Origin of the sequence: Streptomyces sp. NPDC046909 (genome assembly GCF_040644695.1) — a bacterium.
GTDB lineage: Bacteria > Actinomycetota > Actinomycetes > Streptomycetales > Streptomycetaceae > Streptomyces.
In genome coordinates this window covers 355,417-372,805 of the sequence record NZ_JBEYXC010000006.1, presented here as the reverse complement: position 1 = coordinate 372,805, position 17,389 = coordinate 355,417, and the positions used below count along the sequence as shown (strand labels likewise).

The window sequence follows — 17,389 nt, the reverse complement described above, 5'->3', positions numbered from 1 at the left end:
GGCGGGGATCAGGCGGCGGCGATGCGGCGCCGCTCGGCTGCGAGGGCTCGTCTGCGGTCGGGGCCGTCGAGGATGACCTTGTCGCTCATCTCGGTCAGCCGGGAGGCGACCCGGTCGCCGATGTGCTGACGGAGGTCGGCCATGCCGAGGTTGGTGGTGATGAGGGTCGGGAGCATCTCGTTGTAGCGGCGGTTGATCAGCCGCATCGTGATCTCCTCGGTCCACTCGCTGTTCTTGGCCGCGCCGAGGTCGTCGATGATCAGCAGTGGGCAGCGGGCGAGGTCCATCAGTTCCCGCTCGCCGTCGTGTCCGGGGCGGGGTCGCAGTTCGGCGTACAGGTCGGCGGCCGTGGTCGCCTTCCAGCGCAGCCTGACTCCGGCGATGAGCAGCGACCGGATCGCGCCGTACGCCTGGTGGGTCTTGCCGGTGCCGGTGGTGCCGACGATCAGCAGCGAGCGGCCCTGCGCGATGCCCGGTGCACCCTCGGGTCCGGGGCGGCCGGCCTCGGCGATCGCGCGGACCCAGGCGGCGACCGCCGGGTGGTCGGCGACGGCGGCCTGGTAGCGGGCCGGGATGCGGGCCTGTGCCGCCTGGAGGGCGGGGATCGGCTCGACGGGGTCGGCGAGTTGGACGGCTGGGTCGATGCCCCGGGCGGTGAGGATGCCCGCCAGGCGGCGGGCGATGCCGCCGATGGGCTGGGCGTCACGGTCGCGCATTACAGCTCCTCGGCGTAGGCGGCGGCAGGGTCGGCAGGGTTGGCCCAGGCCCGGTGACCGGGCACGTTAGGCCGCGATTCCGTCCGCACCAAACCGGCGGGCGTGGCGTTCATGGCCTCGTGGACCAGGCTCGGCAGGGTGCTCGGGTGCAGCCCCTTCGCCCGGTGCCGGGCCAGCCCGGCCCGGATGTGGTCCGGGTCGATGCCCTCCGCGAGGAGCTTGGCTGTCTCCCGTCCGAGGTGACCGAGCACGCCGCTGGGCGGGCGGTGAGCGCAGGCGGCGGTGTACTCGGCCATGAGCTTCTGGGTCGAGACGGTCTCCGGTGCGGGGGCGTCTGCGCTCCCCGAAGGAGAAGTAGTTCCTAGATCCAAGTTCCTAGGTCCTAGATCCGGACCGTGAGGGCTCATCGAGGGCTCAGTGAGTCCTCCATGAGTGCTCCGTGAAGCGTCCTGAGATGCCTTATGACCTGCGGTTTTGTGGTGGGCGGGGAGCTCGTGCGGGGTGCGTGAGCCCTCACTGAGTCCTCCGTGAGTCTTCACGGAGGACTCAGTGCCGTCTCCGTGAGTTCGTGGTGCGTCCGGTGCGGGCTGCTCGACGTCGTGGTGCGGGCAGGCGGGGAAGCGGACGCCGCTGGGCCGGTTGACCTTCTGATGCTGGCGCCAGGTGACGATGTGCAGGTACCGCTTGCCGTCATCGCCTGCGTAGCGGCAGATCAGGTGGGCGCTGGCGAGCTGGGTCAGGTCGTCCTCGACGTCCACGGGGCCGTGCTCCGGGCGCAGCGACCACAGCAGTCCGGTGATCACGGCGGGCTGGTCGCGGAAGCGACCGTGGTCGTCGGCCTGGGTGAGGAGGCCGAAGAAGGTCCGCTCCGCGGCGAGGGAGACCGCGGCGAGCGACTCGGACGCGAAGGCTTCGGGTTTGATCGTTCGGATCCGGGCCACGGTCAGTGGCCCCCGTCCGAATGGGCACGGGCCTCGGCCGTGGGACGCAGGGTCCCAGTGGCGAGATCGAGGTCGTGCGCCTCGTCCCAATTCGCCTCGGGGAAGGCTCGGATCACCCAGCGGGCGGCGGCCACGCGCTGGGTCCGGTTGAGAGGTATGGGCTGTCCCCGCTCGTCGTACGCGCGGGTGTAGGGGCTCGGCCAGGTGTGGCTGGGCTGATGCCGCGAGACGCGGACGATACGGGTACCGGGCACCATGTCCGCGAGGAGAACGGCCAGGCGGTGCTGGCGGGTGCCGGCGGTGGGGTCGTCGGTCTTGGTGGGCTGGGCGGCGAGCGCCCTTCCGGTCCAGGACTCGGGCATGCGACAATTCCTTACTCGTAGGTGGGGTGGGACGGCCGTTCTCGTCGAAAAGGTCAGCCGACGCGCCCCGGTTATGAATCCGCGCCCTCAGGGGTGGCGGGCCTGGCGCCCGGAAGCTGCTAACTTCTGGGCGCCGGTCTCATCTCCCGCTGAAGACCGCGTATTTGGCGTCTGATGTGGCTCTCATTTCCCCCTTGAGGAGATCCTGGTTCGGCAGTTTCGCCGAGGGACCAGCAACATATGCACACCGCCTCCAACACTCCAGTGGATTGCGGCCTGTGGGCTGACCCGACGCCAACTCGACATATATTGCTGAGGTGATGCGTCCCCGCCCTCTGGCAGGGAGCGCTCTACTTGGTGGCCGCGAAGCCGCTGCAGGGCCTTGAGATGCAGACTCCTGGCAGCTGCCTTGCTGGCCGCGTTACCGAACTACGCTTCCGACTCCATGGCTCACCAGCCCCCGCGCATGGATGGGTTAATTCGCGGCAGACGTGCGACTCAGGAACGCGCGATCCGATGCGACTAACAGCACGGCGATACGGGCTGGAGCTTCTCCATTGATCGCAAGCCCTGCCCGAACAGCCATACAGCCAGCCGCCGTTTGAAGCAGAGACATGCGAAACTCCTTGCGTATCAGCCACCTTGTAAGTACCGCGCGTGAACGCGAAGCAGCCGTGATGTGATCTCGGCGCCCTACCGAAAGGCAGGAGCACGCCCGACGATCGAGGAATAAGACCCCTTCGCTGATTACACCTTGAGAGCGCTCCACACGCGGTACCGCACAGAGCTCTCCCGGATCGACCTCCTCGGCCACTGCGCCGCTGAAGATCGACAGCGAAGGCCGAGCGAGCGTGCGACGCTCCCCGTTTTTCGCTAAGCTGAAGCTACATCCACTCGCACAAAAACTCAACGTGCCGAAGTTACTTCGGTTTACAGAAAAACGAGGTTCGATGCCCGCCCGCCACTTCGACAGAGGTCGAGTACGCGCCGTGCGACGCGCCGCCGAGGTCGCGCAGACCGACGTGGCGACGGCCGTCGGCGTAGCGGACTCGACGGTCGCCGGCTGGGAGACAGGGTTGGCAACGCCCGATCCGGAGAAGCTGCCGGCCCTGGCGAAGGCGCTCCGGCGGGCACTGGACGATCTCTTCCCTCGCACGGGTCTCCCGGACCTGACCGATCTACGTTGCGACGCCGGCTACTACCAGTACGAGACGGCGAAGCTGATCGGGACGAAGAGCGCGGGTCCCGTGGCGGGAGCTGAACGTGGTGAGCGGCGACTCAAGGACAAGTACGTCCCCGCCTTGGCAGTGGCCTACGGGGTGAGCGAGGAGGAGTTGCGGCGCGCGGAGGACCGATCCATCGCCAAGGCGCAGGGTGGCGAAGCCGAACCGGAGGCCACCGGGACCGCGCCCGCGTCCACGGGACCGCCCGGCACGTTGGCGGAGAGAATCACTCTGATCCTGGAGCGCTCGTATCCCGGCGAGCAGGGCCCGCCAGCGGACGAGGAGATCGCCGACGCGATCAACGCGCATGCCGGGGCGCAGGTCGTCTCCGCGGCAGGCGTTCTCGATCTGCGTACCGGCGCCGTGGAGACGGCATCGCCTGTCGTCCTTGAGGGCCTGGCGACGTTCCTCGGCGTCTCACCGATGTACTTCCAGCCGGATGACGCCGTGGCCCGCCAGGTCTACGAGGGCCTCCAGCTCCTGTCGGCCTCACGGAAGGGGGCCGTGGGCCGGGTCAAGGGGCGCGGGATGGGCTCGCAGGGCCTGCCGACGAACGTCATGGAGTTCGTCAACGACCTGGTCACGGAGCTGGAAGAGAGAGAGCCGGACGCCAGCGAGTAGCACCGGTCCGAAGCCCGACTGGAGGCTTCGGACAGCATGCAGGGCCGCTCCTGCTCTCGGGCCGTTCTCTACTGCTCGCGGTGTCGGCCAGCGGCGATCACGCCGCGGATCGCGCGCAGTGCGTCGAGGTCTTCGAGGGGGTCCCCCTCGATCACCAGCAGATCTGCACGGAATCCCGCAGCGATCCGGCCCGTCGTCCCGCCCAGTCCCAGCGCGTCGGCCGCGTCCGCAGTGGCCATGTCGAGGATCTTGCTGTTCGGCAGGCCCAGGTGCGCGTAGAACGACAGAGCAGGCACCAGTCCGTCGAACCCGGCGCGCTGGACTCCCGCGTCGGTTCCGGCCACGAGCTTGACGCCTGCCTCGTCCATCTGGCGGACCAGGTCGAACATGGCCGCCGCCCGTTCCTCGCCGAAGAAGCGCGGGAGCATCTGCCAGTGAGGGCTCACGGCCGGACAGACGGCGATGCCTTCTTCGACGATCCGCTTCAGGACGTCCTGCCGGAGGTCGAAGCCGTCAGCTGTCATCCAGGTGCAGTGCTCGATCGTGTCCACGCCCGCTTCCACGGCGGCGGCGATGCCGTCCGCGCCGTGTGCGTGGGCGGCCACTGGCGCGCCGGCCTTGTGCGCCTCGTCCACCAGGGCCTGCAACTCCTCCGGGGTGAACTGGCTCTGCCAGCTCTTCGGCCCGTCCTTGGTCAGGCCGCCTCCGGTCACCATGGCCTTGATCACGCCCGCGCCTGCCGCGAGGTTGCGCCGTACGAGATCGCGGACCTGGTCCACGCCGGAGACCTCGCCCCCGAGGAAGTGGCAGTGCCCGCCAGGAGGGGTGGCCGGTGTGCCCGCGGACACGATGCGCGGGCCGGGCGTGCCGCCCCGGCTGATCTCCTCGTCCAGGCGGAGTGCCAGGCCGTTGCGGTCTCCCAGGTCCCTGACCGTCGTGACCCCACTGGACAGGAGCTGCTCCGCGCGCTGGCGCATGTCCTCCAGCAGCTTCTCGTCGCTCGACTCGGCGAGGGTGGCCACCGGGTCGCCGCCGCCGTCGAACGCGAGATGCACGTGGGCGTCAATCAGTCCGGGCAGCACCGTCGCATCGGGGAACGCCAGGTGCTTCCCGTCCGCGTCGGCCCGGTCGGCGAGCTGGGCGCGTGGCCCAACCGCGGCGATCGAGTCACCCTCGACGAGGACGGCACCGTCCTCCAGGTACGTCCCGGAGCCGGTAAGGACCCGGCTGGCGGTGATCAGCATCTCGTTAGGTCTCCCTCTCACTTCTACGGTCACGCGGTCAGCCGGAGCGCTTCCGACACCGCGATCAACTGACGGACGTCCGCCTCCCGGTCGTCCTCCTTCGGCACCGCGAGCGGCACTGCCTGTCCCGGCGCCGGCGAGCCCTGTCGGATCGTGTCGGCGGCACGCCGCAGTCGGCTCGCGAGTTCCGCCGGCTCCAGGCTGAGCAGGTCGGCGTCACCGTCCTCGTCGACGACGTAGGGGCTGATGTCGACCAGGCCGTCCCGGCATTCCACTATCCGCCGGTGGTAGCGGCGGTGCACGCCACGCGCCCGCCACCGGTCCCACAGACGGCGGGAGGCGGGGCGAAGTTCGTTCTCCGGGTAGACGTCGGTCAGCAGCTGCCACAGGGCGCTCAGCCGACGGTGATCACGGCGCCGCCGCAGCCACAGCCGGATGGCCGTGATCCTGGAGCGACTCGCCGAATAGGTGATGCCCGCGACGAAGAGCAGGATCGACGCTACGAGCCAGAACGCCACGCCGGCCATGAGCCGGTCCGGAACGGTTCCGCCGCTCCAGCGGACGGTGACGAAGACCGCGCGGACGGCGCACGCCACCGCCATGGCGCCGAGGCCGATCGCCGTCATCCACAGCCCTGTGGCGTGCGGTCGGCTCGACACGCGGGCATAGCGTGCGGTCCACCGTCCGGCGGCGCCGAGCGCGTACATCAGGTACAGGCCCGCGCCGGCGTAGAAGAAGGCGATCTGCGGGATCGTCATGTCCGCCGTGCTGAACGAGCCGGCGAAGTCCTCGTGCGGCACGGTCACGGCCGCCAGGATGATCGCCACAGCGACCGCGGACACGACAACGGCTTCCCACCGCGCGCGACGTCGCGCCGCCGGCCCGTCGGCCGAGTACAGGTAGAAGCACATCAGGAAGTAGACCGTCAGCAGCAACAGGACGTTCTGGATCAGCTTCGCCGTGCCGTGCCCGGCCACGGTGTCGATACCGGTGGTGCCGCCGGGCATGGCCACGGGGTACGAAAGGCCCGCGCTCAACAGGCACAGAGCGACCGACCTCGTGGGAGCGTCATGCGGGGCTCGGGACCAGAGGTAAAGCCTCCACACGACGGCAGCCGCGATGATCAGCAGGAGTATCCCGCTCACTGGTTACAGCCACCCTCGCCGGTCGCCCAGGGCCGACTGGACCCGACGTACCTCCGGGTCCTCCGACAGAGGGGGGAGCTCGTCGAGCACCGAGGACCACTCCAGGATGATCGTGGCCGCGAGCTCGACCGAGCACTCCTCCTGGTCCTCGTACGAGCAGCGGCGGGCGACCCGCCGGATCAGTTTGGGATCGAGTACGGGAATGAGGGTCGCCCAACCCTCGACGAAGTCGTCCGGGGATTCCTCCGGCGACCCCTCGGCCTGGTCCTCTTCCCACTCGGCGACGAGGATGTGGAGGATCTCGTGGAGGATGATCTGCCGCTGGTGCAGCCGGGTCGTCTCCTGCTGGTAGAGGATCACGTCCATCTGCGGCGTATCGACCCACAGCCCTGAGGGCCCCGGCTTCTCCAGCGGGAAGGGCCGCAGGACGATCGGACGTCCGCGCCTCTCGCTGAGCGCCTTGACCAGCTCTTCCACATCCAGAGGCGGGTGGATGCCCAGCTCGCGCAGCTCTTGCCGCAGTCGGCGGTGAAGATCGCGCTCCACGGTCCGCCGCTCAGCGGTTCGCCAGCGCCCCAGCCTCCGGCGTCTCCCCCTCTCCTGCCTTGGCACCGGAGGTTGCGAAGCGTCGCGACGGCTCTCTCCCAGAGACATGTGAGCTATCCCTTCCTACCGGCCGATCGGGCTCTTGCTCGGAGCCGGGCACCAGCCACCGCGGGTCAACGATGTTCGGGTCCCCGGACAGCGCACGGAGGCGAACACGGGCGCCGAGACCAGCACCGGGCAAAAGGGCCCACGCCTACCTCAGCGATCGAGCCACGAGGACGCGAGAGAGCCTCTCCGAGCCTTCTAGATCGCTAACGCGAACAGCCAAGCCACCCGTTGAAGCCTCTACGGGAACAGCTTGGGACCTTACGCGAGGCCCACATGAGATCAAGGCCGGAAAGTCACCCTTGAAGGTCCAACAACTAGAGATCACCTGTCACAGCAAAACCTGACAAATCAACTAATCCCGATTTCGATCACGACCCTGAACTGCTGATTCACTTGCGTTCATATTGGCCACTGCCGCAACACCAGCAGACACATCTGTTATCTCTTTGAGACATTTAACGGGAGCATAAGTCGTGCATTTATTCACTAAGGGAGTGAAACGACCGCATCCAGGGGCCCGAATAGGTGTGTGCAAGGGGTCACTTCTGCGCCATTCTGTGCGGTCATCCGCGTTACGCTCCCGAGCATGCCTAGCGACATATTCAGCCAGACACCTGACCACTCAGCGTTCTGGAGCGAGTACCACTTGTGCACACTGACCACGCTTCGCGCCAACGGGACTCCCCACGTAGTGCCCGTCGGTGTGACGCTGGATGCCGACGCAGGAGTCGCCCGAGTTATCACACGCAAATCAAGCAGGAAGGTCGCCAACATTCAGGCATCCCGCCCCAGCGAGGCTCGCGCCGTCGTCTGTCAGGTCGACGGAGGCCGCTGGGCCACCCTGGAGGGCACGGCCGAAGTGCTGACCGACCCGGCGGCGGTCGACGACGCCGTGGCCCGCTACGCGGACCGGTACGGCCGGACTCCGGCTCCGGACCCCGAGCGCGTAGTCATCGAGATCACGATCGACCGGGCCATGGGCCAGCTAAGCGCCGTCCACTCGAAGGCAACGAGCACTGCGGCTTGACCGCGCGAGGGCCCCGCGAGGGGGCAGAACTCGATATCTACACCCATGCCACCGGTAAAGTCCGGAGTGACATCGGAAGTGTCATAGCGGGTACTACGGCTGGTTGTTTGCCCCGGATCGATCTCCAAGTGGTGTAGGCCTTCAACGACTTGAGGCGGAGGAGATGGTCATAGGTCCCCCATGGGGGCATGGACCGCGCATTGTGATCATTCCGCTTTTTTAGAGCCCCGGATGGTCGCCGACATCCCCTCGACCGTCACGGAACGACCCGAGAGCGCCGGCGACGACACCGGGTTCGACTGGCCCGAGGACGCCCGCCAGCTCCCCAACCCGTCGTCCAGGCACGGCGTCGGGTCCATCGGCGTCGCGGCCGACGCCACCCAGGCCGTCCTGGGTGCCGCCGTGGTGGGCCATAGCCTCGGCCGCGCGGTTCTGGCTGTCACCGACGAAACCTCCGCGACGTGATCTCCGTGCGCACCTGACCAAACTGGAGATGCCTCACGACGACCGAAGTAAGGCCGGACGTGTATTGCACAAGCGGCAACTCTCGGAGTGCCTGTTCATCGAGAAGCGGCGAGGCAACCACGCCCGGTCAAAGCATCAGACCCCGGGCCGGACGGACCGCTGTCCTTCGCAGTCAAGGCGGGCGGTACCTCTGCCTCGACGAGACGCTCTCAAGTGCAGGGCAAACCGCCTTCCAGCGTGGACTGCATGAGAGGCTACGCAATCGCGGTGAGACCTCAAGAAGGTGCTTGCCACGCGGGTAGGAGGAGCATGGATATCCGGCAGTTGGCGTACTTCCTGGCCGTCGTCGACCGCGGGGGGTTCAACCGGGCTGCCTCCGCGCTGTATGTGTCCCAGCCGTCCTTGTCGCAGGCTGTCCATGCACTGGAGCGGGATCTGGGAACGGAATTGTTCCACCGGATCGGGCGCAGGGCGGTATTGACGGAGGCGGGTCGGGCGCTGATCGAACCGGCTCGGGCGGCTGTGCGCAGTCTGGAGGTCGCCCGGGCGAGCGTGGCGTCCGTGCATGAACTACGGGAGGGGCGGCTGGATGTGGCGTCGATGCCCTCTCAGGCCGTCGAGCCACTGACCACGCTGATCAGATCCTTCGCTCAGCGCCATCCGGGTGTGACGTTGGCCGTCAAGGCCGTCTTCACCGCCCGCGACATCATCAACGCGGTGCGAACCGGGGCTGCGGAACTTGGCCTGCTGGCATCCGCCGTGAGTGTTCCGGACATTGAGGTCTCTGCGCATGTGCTGGGTGAGCAGCGGTTCGTGCTGGTGGTCCCGCCCGGGAGTCCGTTCGCGGGCCGACAGGCCGTGACATGCGAGGAACTGGCGGGGCAACGGCTGATCGTGGGGCAGCCGGGGACCGGGATGCGGGCGTACGTCGACTCGCTGCGCGATCAGGGCATCGACTTCACCGTCGCCGCCGAGACGGAGCACCGGGTCTCCCTGCTCCCTCTGGTGCTGGCCGGCGTCGGCCTCGCGGTCGTGACGGAGTCCTGGCGGGAGATCGCCCGGCAGACGGGGGCCGAGGTATTGGATATCGAACCCGCGACGGCGCTGCAGGTCGCGCTGGTCAGCCGCCGGGGTGTTCTGTCTCCGGCGGCCGCGGCGTTCTGGGCGATGGCCGTCTCCGGCTCGGACGACTGATAGGTGTCGCTTATAAGGCAGATTCTGTTTGTGTCTTGGACGTCTCCCCGAGGGCGTTGCTGGAATCAACGGTATGAATAACCACCGCATCGCCCTCATCCCCGGGGACGGTATCGGCGCCGAGGTTCTGCCCCCCGCACGCCAGGTACTCGACGTTCTCGGCCGCCGGCACGGCTTCAGCCTCTCCTACAGCTCCTACGACGACTGGTCGTGCGAGCGGTATCTCCGCGAGGGCGCCATGATGCCGGAGGACGGGCTCGACCAGCTCCGCGACAAGGACGCCATCCTGCTGGGCGCGGTGGGCTACCCGGGCGTGCCCGACCATGTCTCGCTGTGGGGACTGCTGATTCCGATCCGGCGCAGCTTCCGGCAGTACGTGAATCTGCGGCCCATCCGTGTCTTTGAGGGCATCGACAGCCCGGTGCGCGGCGCGCGGCCCGGCGAAGTCGACTTCGTCGTGGTCCGGGAGAACGTGGAAGGCGAGTACAGCGAGGTCGGCGGCCGTCTCAACCGGGGGTTCCCAGAGGAGATAGCCGTACAGGAGGCCGTGTTCACTCGGGCCGGCGTCACACGTGTGCTGGACTACGCCTTCCAGCTCGCCACGCAGCGCAAGGGCAAACTGACCTCCGCGACGAAGTCGAACGGCATCGTGCACACCATGCCGTTCTGGGACGAGCTCGTCACAGAACGAGCCGCCTCCTTCCCGCAGGTCGACTGGAACCAGGAACACATCGACGCGCTCGCGGCGAAGTTCGTCCTCGAACCGGAGCGGCTCGACGTAGTGGTCGGCTCGAACCTCTTCGGTGACATCCTCAGCGATCTCGCCGCCGCTGTGGCCGGCTCCATCGGTATCGCCCCGGCCGCCAATCTCAACCCCGAACGGGAGTTCCCGTCGATGTTCGAGCCGGTGCACGGGTCGGCTCCCGACATCGCCGGGCAGGGCATCGCCAATCCGCTGGGCGCAATCTGGTCGGCCGCCATGATGCTCGACCATCTCGGCCACCCGGACGCTGCCAAGGACATCACCGACGCAATCGCCGCGGTGCTGGCCAAGACCGACGTACGCACCCGCGACCTGGGCGGCACGGCTACCACCGCCGAGTTCACCGACAAGCTCCTCGAATTGCTCTGAACCATCGGCACCGCCGATAACGTCGGGGCGGCGTGGACGACGCTGCCCCCTTCGGCACAGGCCGCATGCGGCCTCCCTCCCTCTCCCGAGCCGCGTCCCCACCGGTTCTCCTCCACGTCGAGGACCGACCCGCGTCCCGGTTGCGCCCCCCGTTTCTCAACGAGGAGTAACGCCATGGCAGCACCCGAAGTCCCCGCACCACCCCGGCCCGAGGCAACCAGAAAACCCTGGTACCGGCAGCTCTATTTCTGGGTCCTGACCGCCATCGTCACCGGCATTCTCACCGGCTGGCTGTGGCCCTCGGTCGGCGTCGCTCTGGAACCGGTGGGCACCACCTTCGTCGCCGCGATCAAGATGCTGATCACGCCGATCGTCTTCGTGACCATCGTGGCTGGCATCGGCGGCGTCGACAGCCTCGGCCGGGTCGGCCGAGTCGGTCTGAAAGCCCTGCTGTACTTCCAGGGCGGCACGCTCGTCGCCCTGCTCCTCGGCCTCCTCGCCGTCAACGTCTTCCAGCCCGGCGCCGGCGTCCACGCCCACCCCGGTGACCTCCACCTGGAGGGAGACGCCGGACAGTACGTCAAAGACGGCGCGGACCAGTCCTGGTGGCACTTCCTGACCGACCTGGTTCCCACCAGCGCCGTCGGCGCCTTCGCCGAGGGCAACATCCTCCAGGTCATCTTCTTCTCGGTCCTGTTCGGCATCGCCCTGAAGGCGGTCGGCCCCGTCGGCGAGCCTCTCGTCGACGGCATCCAGCGTCTCAGTGCCGTCATCTTCAAGATCCTGCACTACGTCATGCTGGCCGCGCCCGTGGGTGCCTTCGGCGCCATGGCCTTCACCATCGGCAAGTACGGCATCTCCACCCTGACCAGCCTCGGCCGGCTCATAGGCCTCTTCTACGGCACATCCGCGTTCTTCGTGATCGTCATCCTCGGCGCGGTCACCGCCGTGCTCAGGATCAGCATCTTCCGGCTGCTGCGCTATCTCCGCGAGGAGTTTGTCCTCGTCCTGGGCACCTCGTCCTCGGAAAGCGCCCTGCCCCGTCTGATGGAAAAGCTCGAAAGGCTTGGAATCCGCCGCGACATCGTCGGTCTGACCGTCCCCACCGGCTACTCCTTCAACCTTGACGGCAGCTCCATCTACCTGTCCCTGGCCGCCGTCTACATTGCCCAGGCCACTGACACGCCTTTGAGCATCGGCCAGCAGTTCGGCCTTCTCGCCGTCATGATCCTCACCTCCAAGGGATCGGGCGGCATCACCGGCGCCGGGTTCATCGCCCTCGCCGCCACCCTCTCCACCGTCGGCACAGTGCCCGCCGCCGGCATCATGCTCATCTTCGGCATCGACAAGTTCATGTCCGAGTGCCGCGCCCTGACCAACCTCGCCGGCAACGCGGTCGCCACCCTGGTCGTCGCCCGCTGGGAGAACGTCCTCGATATAGCCAAGGTCAACATGGTCCTGCACACAGGAAAACCCCAACACCAGCCCGAGCAAGAGCGGACGGCCGACGTCGCTCCACAGCTGCCGACCAAAGCCTGACCCGCACTCAGACACCCCGGGCCCTTGTCGCGCCACGCCCGGGTCGGCGTAACGCCCGATGCGTACGCCTTCGCGGTGCCCGGCTGGGAACAGCCGGGCACCGCAGCGGCTTTCGAGGGAACCATCGGTACTCAACTGAGTGATGTGCGCGGGAAGTTGCCTTGCCGGGAGGAAGGGCCTGACTCCAGATGCATCCCACCGGCAATCCCGCACACGCACCCTTGAGTGGCAATGGCGAGAGGAAGACACGATCACCGTGCGCCTCCGCCCGCGCATCAGCGCCGAACTGGTCCCCGACGGCTCGCCATGGGTGTCGTTCCGTTAGAACCATCCAGTTGTTCGGTGGGAGATGTGCGATTGATGTCCCGGAAGGATCCCCGCGAGGCGGCGCCGATGGGCATGGGCCGCAGGCTGCCACTGCTCATGGCCCTGGCCTGCGGCGTCAGCGTCGCGAACGTCTATTTCCCGCAGGGCTTCAACATCGCCCCGGCCACGGCGGCGGTCGTGGCGACAGTGACACAACTCGGCTACGCGGTCGGGCTCTTCCTGCTGGTACCGCTCGGTGACCGGCTGCCTCACCGCCCGCTGATCACCGGGCTGCTCGCCGTGACAGGCATCGCCCTCCTGGCCGCGGGTCTGGCCCCGGCCTCCTGCTCACGTCCGGCAGCGTGGTCGGCATGGCGACCGTGGTCCCGCAACTGCTACTGCCCATGGCCTCGGGCATGGTCGAGCCGGACCGTCGTGGCAGCATGATCGGTACCCTGCAGGCCGGGCTGATCGGCGGCATCCTGCTGGCCAACACCTTCGGCAGCGGCTACATGACCTGCGCATTCCTTGGCGGCAGCGCAGGGTCATGGGTCGGCGCGCGTGCCCATGCCGCCGTGGGCTAGAGCGCCGTGTGCGGACTCATCGCCATCGCCGCGCTCCTGGCCCTCGCCGCATATCTGACGGGGCGACACGGGGACCGAGCCGAGCGACCACAGCCCGCTGAGTCCGCCCAGCGTTCGGCGACGGCCGCGACCGGCATTCACGAACCGGCGCCAGCAGCTGCCTCGGCGGCATTGCCCGCACAGTCACCCGCGTAGGCCACGGCAGGATCCACTCCGCCCGCAGCCCCGGACATGCGACGGCTCGCCTCGCCGAGCCCGTCGGCCAGCGCCCGCACCTGCTCGGGGCTGAGCGCGTCGAAGAGCAGCTCCCGCACCATCTCCACATGCCCGGGCGCCGCCCGCTCCAGCAGTGCCATACCCGCGTCGTCGAGTACCGCGTAGACCGCGCGTTCGTCGCTCGGGCAGGACCGCCGGCGCACCAGCCCGGACTTCTCCAGCTGCCCGATCTGATAAGTCAGCCCGCTCTTGGAGTTGACCAGCGCACCGGCCAGTTCGGCCATCCGCAACTCCCGATTCGGAGCCTCACTGAGCCGGGCGAGGATCTCGTACTGGAGGCCCGACATGCCGAAGTCCCTCTTGAGCCGCTGCTCCAGCCGCCGGTACAGCAGCGCGTGCGCGTTGGTGAAGGCGCTCCAGGCGCGCTTCTCCTCATCATTCAGCCACCGCACGTGATCCATGTCACCACCCCGCCAGTTGTTCAAATTGGAACTTCAGCATACCTTCGCACAAGGCGTTCAAATTTGAATTATCACGGAGGAGACATGGACGACCAGGCACGAGCCGTTCGCTTCGACCAGTACGGCGATCGTGATGTGCTGCACATCACCGACGTCCCGACTCCCGACCCCGGGCCGCGGGAAGTCGTCGTCAAGATACGGGCCGCCGGCATCAACCCCTTCGACACGATGCTCCGCTCCGGGGTGATCCGAGATCTGTTCCCGGTCGACTTCCCCTCCGGCCAGGGCAGCGACCTCGCCGGCATCGTCGTGTCCGTCGGTGCCGAGGTCGGCCAATTCGCCGTAGGTGACGAGGTGTTGGGCTGGACTCCGGCAGCGGGCGCGCACGCGACGCACCTTGCCGTCCCAGCGGAGCGACTGGTGGCCAAGCCGCCACAGGTGAGCTGGGAGGCAGCAGGCTCCCTGCACATGGTCGGCGCCACGGCCTACGCGGCCGCCCGCGCCGTCGCCGCCCGGCCCGGAGAGACGGTCGCGGTGTCCGCCGCCACGGGCGGGGTCGGCTCCTTCCTCGTGCAGTTGCTCACCAGCCAGGGCGTGCGCGTGCTCGGCATCGCCTCACCGGCCAGCAGCGCATGGCTCGACAAGCACGGCGTTATCCCTGTGCCCTACGGAGACGGCCTTCGCGAGCGCCTCGAACAGGCAGCGGGCGTCGGCGGAATCGACGCGTTCATCGACCTCCACGGCCCCGAGTACCTCGACCTCGCCATCGACCTCGGCATCAAGCCGGACCGCATCCAGACCACCGTCGCCATGCAACGCGCCGCCGAGATCGGCGCCCGGACCGACGGCCGTCACAACGCGACCGCCCGCGAGATCCTCGTGGAGCTGGTCGAACTGGTCGCCTCGGGTGCCGTCGAGATCCCGGTCACCGCCACATACCCGCTCGACCGCGTCACCGACGCCTACGCGGAACTGGAACAGGGACACACCCACGGCAAGATCGTCCTGATCCCCTGACCGAGAGCTGGAGCAAACCCGCAGGCGCATTCGCCCGCGTCCCGCCCACGCTTCCTTTCCCTTCCGCCTCCAATCCTCGTACCTCTACGGAGAACGCACATGACCGACCAAGCCGACCGGACCATCGCCACCCTGCGCCGCGGACACGACCATCTGACGGCCGTTGTGCACGGCCTCACCTCCAGCGACCTCTCCCGGCCCTCTGGGGCGTCCGGGTGGGACGTGTCACAGGTGCTCAGCCATCTGGGCAGCGGCGCCGAGATCAGCCTGGCGGTCCTGGAGGGCGCGCTCCACGCCACCGGCGCGCCCGGCGAGGACTTCAACAAGACCGTATGGGCGCGCTGGGACGACATGTCACCCGCCCAGCGGGCCGAAGGCTTCATCGCGGCCAACGAAGCGCTGGTCAGCCGCTATGAAGGCCTCGACACGCGGACGCGCAAGGAACTGAAGGTCGACCTCGGTTTCCTTCCTGTGGCGGTCGATGTCGCCACGGTGGCCGGCGTGCGGCTCACGGAGTTCGCCCACCACACCTGGGACGTAGAGGTCGCTTTCGACCGCGAGGCGTCACTGCTCTCCGTGGTGACTGGACTGCTCCTCGACCAGGCTGGCACATTCCTGAACTTCCTCGGCAAGGCCGACGCCCTGGACGCCCGCCCGGTCCGCATAGCCGTCCACACCACCGGACCCGAGCGCACCTTCGGACTGGAGGTGGGGGACGCGGTCGCGCTCACCGACCAGCCCGACCAACCCGACGCCGTCCTGAACGCGCCGGCCGAGTGGTGGCTACGCCTCACCACCGGGCGCCACGCGCCCGAGCACACTCCGAGCGAGGTGTCTCTGGCGAGCGCCTCCCTCACCCTCGACGACCTGCGTCGGGTCTTCCCCGGTTTCTAGTACTGCAGTGAGCCTTCACCATTACCGCTGAATACTCGGCTGGCGGGAAGACCCAGCTTCCCGCTCGCCACCTCCCTGATCCCGATGGCCTCGATCGGGCACGACTCGGCCACTTCCAGGACCAGTTCGGACGCAGGCAGAGTCTCGGACCTCGCGTGTCCCTGCCCGTCCCCATCAAGTTCGAACTCCTCAGGCGCGGAGGCCGCGCACAGCCCGGTGCGGACACAGCCAGAAGGCGGTCTTCACCCATGGCCTCCCCCATGGCCGGGGCATGCACTCACCGCCGACGGACCTCTCATCGCCTCGTACATCCAGGATGTGATAGTGCGTTTCAGGTCCTGATCGCCGGGGTCACCGTCACGAAGTTGCTCGCAGCGCAGGCCCCCCGCAAAGCCCGCGTACATAATTGGCGGAGTGCCCTCGATCAGCCACTCGGCCATCGCGCGGGCCACGCCGGCGGAGTGGGTGACCCAGACCGCCTCGGCGACCCAGAAGCCCTTCAGCGACGGGGCCTCGCCCATGAGCGGCATGCCGTCGGTGGTGAAGGAGAAGATGCCGTTGAATCCCTCCTCCACCTTTGCCTCGTTCAGCGAGGGGAGCAGCTGACGGCAGTCGGCCCAGGCGGCGGTGAAGTCGTCCTCGGTGAAGGCGAGTTTGGAGGGCATCTCCGCCGAGTCGCGGGGGTGTTCGACGTCGTCCACGCGGACCGGCATCGGCCGGTGCGCGTAGGAGCCGATGCCGATGCGGTCCACGTGCTCGCGGAAGTAGAGGTCGCGGTCCTGGTGGCGCAGGATCGGCCGGGATGCCTCCAGCGCTTCCGTGTTCTGCCCGGCGAGCGCCGGCACGGGCGTGGTCTTGACGTACTGGTGGGCCACCGGGACCAGCGGGACGCTCACGCCGGCCATCCGGCCGATCTTCGGCCCCCAGAAACCGGCGCAGGAGACGACGATGTCCGCCGCGAAGGTGCCGTGGTCGGTGACGACGCCGGTGACCCGGTCACCCGAGGACTCGATGCCGGTGACGGTGTGGTGGGCCAGGAACCGCGCGCCGCGCTCCATCGCCCGGCGGGCCTGCGCCTCAGCGGCACGGAGAAACGGACCGATGGCAACACCGGCATCGCGCTCCGTGCCGACTCAACAGAAGGGACGATCGGCGGCAATCCTGTCGATCGGCACAGCAGCGTCCCGTCCAGGATCAGACACGCCTTCATGGACGCGGTCCGTACTGCTTCGGTGAGCGCCGCTAAAAGGGCATTAAGTCTGTTTCTGGTAGCGGCCTCGGCCGGGTTGGGCGAGGAAGCCTTGCCGGGTGAGGCGTCCGAGACGGCTGCGGGTGACGTACATGGCCGGGTCATCGGTGAGCATGCCGAGGAATTCGTGCAGTTCACGGACCCGGAACGCCCGGCCGGGGTGCTGCTTGAAGGCGTTGACGATGGCCTGGTAGGCAGTGGCCTGCTCGTGCGAATCAAGATCGCCTTCGTCGCCGGTCGGTGCGAGTTCGGCGATGACCTTCCGGGCGGTGGCCAACTCCGCGGCAACGGGCAGGTCGACCGTCCCTCGACTCCGCCGCACCCGCTACCTCGCGGTAGCCAAGCACAGACCATCGAAGGAAAGGGCTTCTTGAAACCTCGGCGGCGCCCAGCCCGGAT

18 protein-coding genes and 2 pseudogenes are annotated in these 17,389 nt (G+C 68.0%); 10 read left to right on the top strand and 10 right to left on the bottom strand.

The annotated features are described in order from the left end of the window. Positions 1 to 8: 8 nt before the first annotated feature. Genes ABZ928_RS22410 through ABZ928_RS22400 form a run of 3 tightly spaced genes read right to left on the bottom strand, consistent with a single transcriptional unit; the run spans position 9 to position 2,019 of the window. On the bottom strand, positions 9 to 716 hold the full coding sequence (locus ABZ928_RS22410) for an ATP-binding protein (protein ID WP_361521607.1): 708 nt from the start codon (positions 714 to 716) through the stop codon (positions 9 to 11). Next, on the bottom strand, positions 716 to 1,657 hold the full coding sequence (locus ABZ928_RS22405) for a hypothetical protein (protein WP_361521605.1): 942 nt from the start codon (positions 1,655 to 1,657) through the stop codon (positions 716 to 718). Before ABZ928_RS22405 ends, ABZ928_RS22410 begins: the two co-directional genes overlap by 1 nt. Positions 1,658 to 1,659: 2 nt before the next feature. After that, positions 1,660 to 2,019: a hypothetical protein gene (locus tag ABZ928_RS22400; protein ID WP_361521603.1), complete on the bottom strand. Its 360-nt coding sequence runs from the start codon at positions 2,017 to 2,019 to the stop codon at positions 1,660 to 1,662. 989 nt (positions 2,020 to 3,008) lie between these two features. On the opposite strand from ABZ928_RS22400, the gene ABZ928_RS22395 reads away from it, so the two are divergent. Then, complete coding sequence (locus ABZ928_RS22395; RefSeq protein WP_361521600.1) at positions 3,009 to 3,863, top strand: helix-turn-helix transcriptional regulator; 855 nt, start codon at positions 3,009 to 3,011, stop codon at positions 3,861 to 3,863. A gap of 68 nt (positions 3,864 to 3,931) precedes the next feature. On the opposite strand, the gene ABZ928_RS22390 is transcribed toward ABZ928_RS22395, so the two are convergent. From ABZ928_RS22390 to ABZ928_RS22380, 3 genes are read right to left on the bottom strand one after another with little or no spacing between them, the layout of a single operon-like run. Then, positions 3,932 to 5,107 carry an amidohydrolase family protein gene (locus tag ABZ928_RS22390; RefSeq protein WP_361521597.1) on the bottom strand — a complete coding sequence of 392 codons (1,176 nt, stop codon included), beginning with the start codon at positions 5,105 to 5,107 and terminating at the stop codon, positions 3,932 to 3,934. Positions 5,108 to 5,136: 29 nt separating this feature from the next. Beyond that, positions 5,137 to 6,252: an MAB_1171c family putative transporter gene (locus ABZ928_RS22385; RefSeq protein WP_361521594.1), complete on the bottom strand. Its 1,116-nt coding sequence runs from the start codon at positions 6,250 to 6,252 to the stop codon at positions 5,137 to 5,139. 3 nt (positions 6,253 to 6,255) lie between these two features. Next, positions 6,256 to 6,798, bottom strand: coding sequence for a hypothetical protein (locus ABZ928_RS22380; protein ID WP_361521591.1), 543 nt, complete (start codon positions 6,796 to 6,798; stop codon positions 6,256 to 6,258). Positions 6,799 to 7,492: 694 nt separating this feature from the next. On the opposite strand from ABZ928_RS22380, the gene ABZ928_RS22375 reads away from it, so the two are divergent. From ABZ928_RS22375 to ABZ928_RS22345, 7 genes and pseudogenes are all read left to right on the top strand, one after another. Further along, a complete protein-coding gene (locus ABZ928_RS22375; protein WP_361521588.1) occupies positions 7,493 to 7,933 on the top strand; it encodes a PPOX class F420-dependent oxidoreductase in 441 nt (146 codons plus the stop codon). A 234-nt stretch (positions 7,934 to 8,167) separates the two neighbouring features. Beyond that, a pseudogene (locus ABZ928_RS22370) lies at positions 8,168 to 8,398 on the top strand (YbhB/YbcL family Raf kinase inhibitor-like protein); the annotation flags it as partial. Between the two features lie 309 nt (positions 8,399 to 8,707). After that, the gene (locus ABZ928_RS22365) at positions 8,708 to 9,592 is read left to right on the top strand and encodes a LysR substrate-binding domain-containing protein (protein ID WP_361521585.1); all 885 of its coding nucleotides are present in this window, start codon (positions 8,708 to 8,710) and stop codon (positions 9,590 to 9,592) included. 73 nt (positions 9,593 to 9,665) lie between these two features. After that, the gene (locus ABZ928_RS22360; RefSeq protein ID WP_361521582.1) at positions 9,666 to 10,724 is read left to right on the top strand and encodes a tartrate dehydrogenase; all 1,059 of its coding nucleotides are present in this window, start codon (positions 9,666 to 9,668) and stop codon (positions 10,722 to 10,724) included. 174 nt (positions 10,725 to 10,898) lie between these two features. Beyond that, positions 10,899 to 12,263: a C4-dicarboxylate transporter DctA gene (gene dctA, locus ABZ928_RS22355; RefSeq protein ID WP_361521580.1), complete on the top strand. Its 1,365-nt coding sequence runs from the start codon at positions 10,899 to 10,901 to the stop codon at positions 12,261 to 12,263. Positions 12,264 to 12,623: 360 nt separating this feature from the next. Beyond that, positions 12,624 to 13,016, top strand: a complete 393-nt coding sequence (locus ABZ928_RS22350; protein ID WP_361521577.1) for a hypothetical protein — start codon at positions 12,624 to 12,626, stop codon at positions 13,014 to 13,016. Beyond that, positions 13,013 to 13,153, top strand: a complete 141-nt coding sequence (locus ABZ928_RS22345) for a hypothetical protein (RefSeq protein WP_361521574.1) — start codon at positions 13,013 to 13,015, stop codon at positions 13,151 to 13,153. Before ABZ928_RS22350 ends, ABZ928_RS22345 begins: the two co-directional genes overlap by 4 nt. A 137-nt stretch (positions 13,154 to 13,290) precedes the next feature. Here the strand turns inward: ABZ928_RS22345 and ABZ928_RS22340 are convergent, their stop codons facing one another. Continuing rightward, a complete protein-coding gene (locus ABZ928_RS22340; protein WP_361521571.1) occupies positions 13,291 to 13,830 on the bottom strand; it encodes a MarR family transcriptional regulator in 540 nt (179 codons plus the stop codon). A gap of 84 nt (positions 13,831 to 13,914) precedes the next feature. On the opposite strand from ABZ928_RS22340, the gene ABZ928_RS22335 reads away from it, so the two are divergent. Beyond that, positions 13,915 to 14,847 carry an NADP-dependent oxidoreductase gene (locus ABZ928_RS22335; RefSeq protein ID WP_361521568.1) on the top strand — a complete coding sequence of 311 codons (933 nt, stop codon included), beginning with the start codon at positions 13,915 to 13,917 and terminating at the stop codon, positions 14,845 to 14,847. Between the two features lie 99 nt (positions 14,848 to 14,946). Next, complete coding sequence (locus ABZ928_RS22330; protein WP_361521565.1) at positions 14,947 to 15,741, top strand: maleylpyruvate isomerase family mycothiol-dependent enzyme; 795 nt, start codon at positions 14,947 to 14,949, stop codon at positions 15,739 to 15,741. On the opposite strand, the gene ABZ928_RS22325 is transcribed toward ABZ928_RS22330, so the two are convergent. From ABZ928_RS22325 to ABZ928_RS22315, 3 genes and pseudogenes are all read right to left on the bottom strand, one after another. Continuing rightward, the gene (locus tag ABZ928_RS22325; protein WP_361522246.1) at positions 15,738 to 15,953 is read right to left on the bottom strand and encodes a ferredoxin; all 216 of its coding nucleotides are present in this window, start codon (positions 15,951 to 15,953) and stop codon (positions 15,738 to 15,740) included. The genes ABZ928_RS22330 and ABZ928_RS22325 overlap by 4 nt on opposite strands. 204 nt (positions 15,954 to 16,157) lie before the next feature. Beyond that, positions 16,158 to 16,844: pseudogene (locus tag ABZ928_RS22320) on the bottom strand (FAD-binding oxidoreductase); the annotation flags it as partial. A 150-nt stretch (positions 16,845 to 16,994) separates the two neighbouring features. Further along, on the bottom strand, positions 16,995 to 17,312 hold the full coding sequence (locus tag ABZ928_RS22315; RefSeq protein WP_361521562.1) for a hypothetical protein: 318 nt from the start codon (positions 17,310 to 17,312) through the stop codon (positions 16,995 to 16,997). Between the last annotated feature and the right edge of the window lie 77 nt (positions 17,313 to 17,389).

Coding starts and splice junctions, on each gene's coding strand:
- ABZ928_RS22410 (WP_361521607.1), bottom strand. CDS start 716: ATGCGCGACCGTGACGCCCAGCCCATCGGCGGCATCGCCCGCCGCCTG.
- ABZ928_RS22400 (WP_361521603.1), bottom strand. CDS start 2,019: ATGCCCGAGTCCTGGACCGGAAGGGCGCTCGCCGCCCAGCCCACCAAG.
- ABZ928_RS22390 (WP_361521597.1), bottom strand. CDS start 5,107: ATGCTGATCACCGCCAGCCGGGTCCTTACCGGCTCCGGGACGTACCTG.
- ABZ928_RS22375 (WP_361521588.1), top strand. CDS start 7,493: ATGCCTAGCGACATATTCAGCCAGACACCTGACCACTCAGCGTTCTGG.
- ABZ928_RS22365 (WP_361521585.1), top strand. CDS start 8,708: ATGGATATCCGGCAGTTGGCGTACTTCCTGGCCGTCGTCGACCGCGGG.
- ABZ928_RS22360 (WP_361521582.1), top strand. CDS start 9,666: ATGAATAACCACCGCATCGCCCTCATCCCCGGGGACGGTATCGGCGCC.
- dctA (WP_361521580.1), top strand. CDS start 10,899: ATGGCAGCACCCGAAGTCCCCGCACCACCCCGGCCCGAGGCAACCAGA.
- ABZ928_RS22350 (WP_361521577.1), top strand. CDS start 12,624: ATGTCCCGGAAGGATCCCCGCGAGGCGGCGCCGATGGGCATGGGCCGC.
- ABZ928_RS22345 (WP_361521574.1), top strand. CDS start 13,013: ATGATCGGTACCCTGCAGGCCGGGCTGATCGGCGGCATCCTGCTGGCC.
- ABZ928_RS22340 (WP_361521571.1), bottom strand. CDS start 13,830: ATGGATCACGTGCGGTGGCTGAATGATGAGGAGAAGCGCGCCTGGAGC.
- ABZ928_RS22335 (WP_361521568.1), top strand. CDS start 13,915: ATGGACGACCAGGCACGAGCCGTTCGCTTCGACCAGTACGGCGATCGT.
- ABZ928_RS22330 (WP_361521565.1), top strand. CDS start 14,947: ATGACCGACCAAGCCGACCGGACCATCGCCACCCTGCGCCGCGGACAC.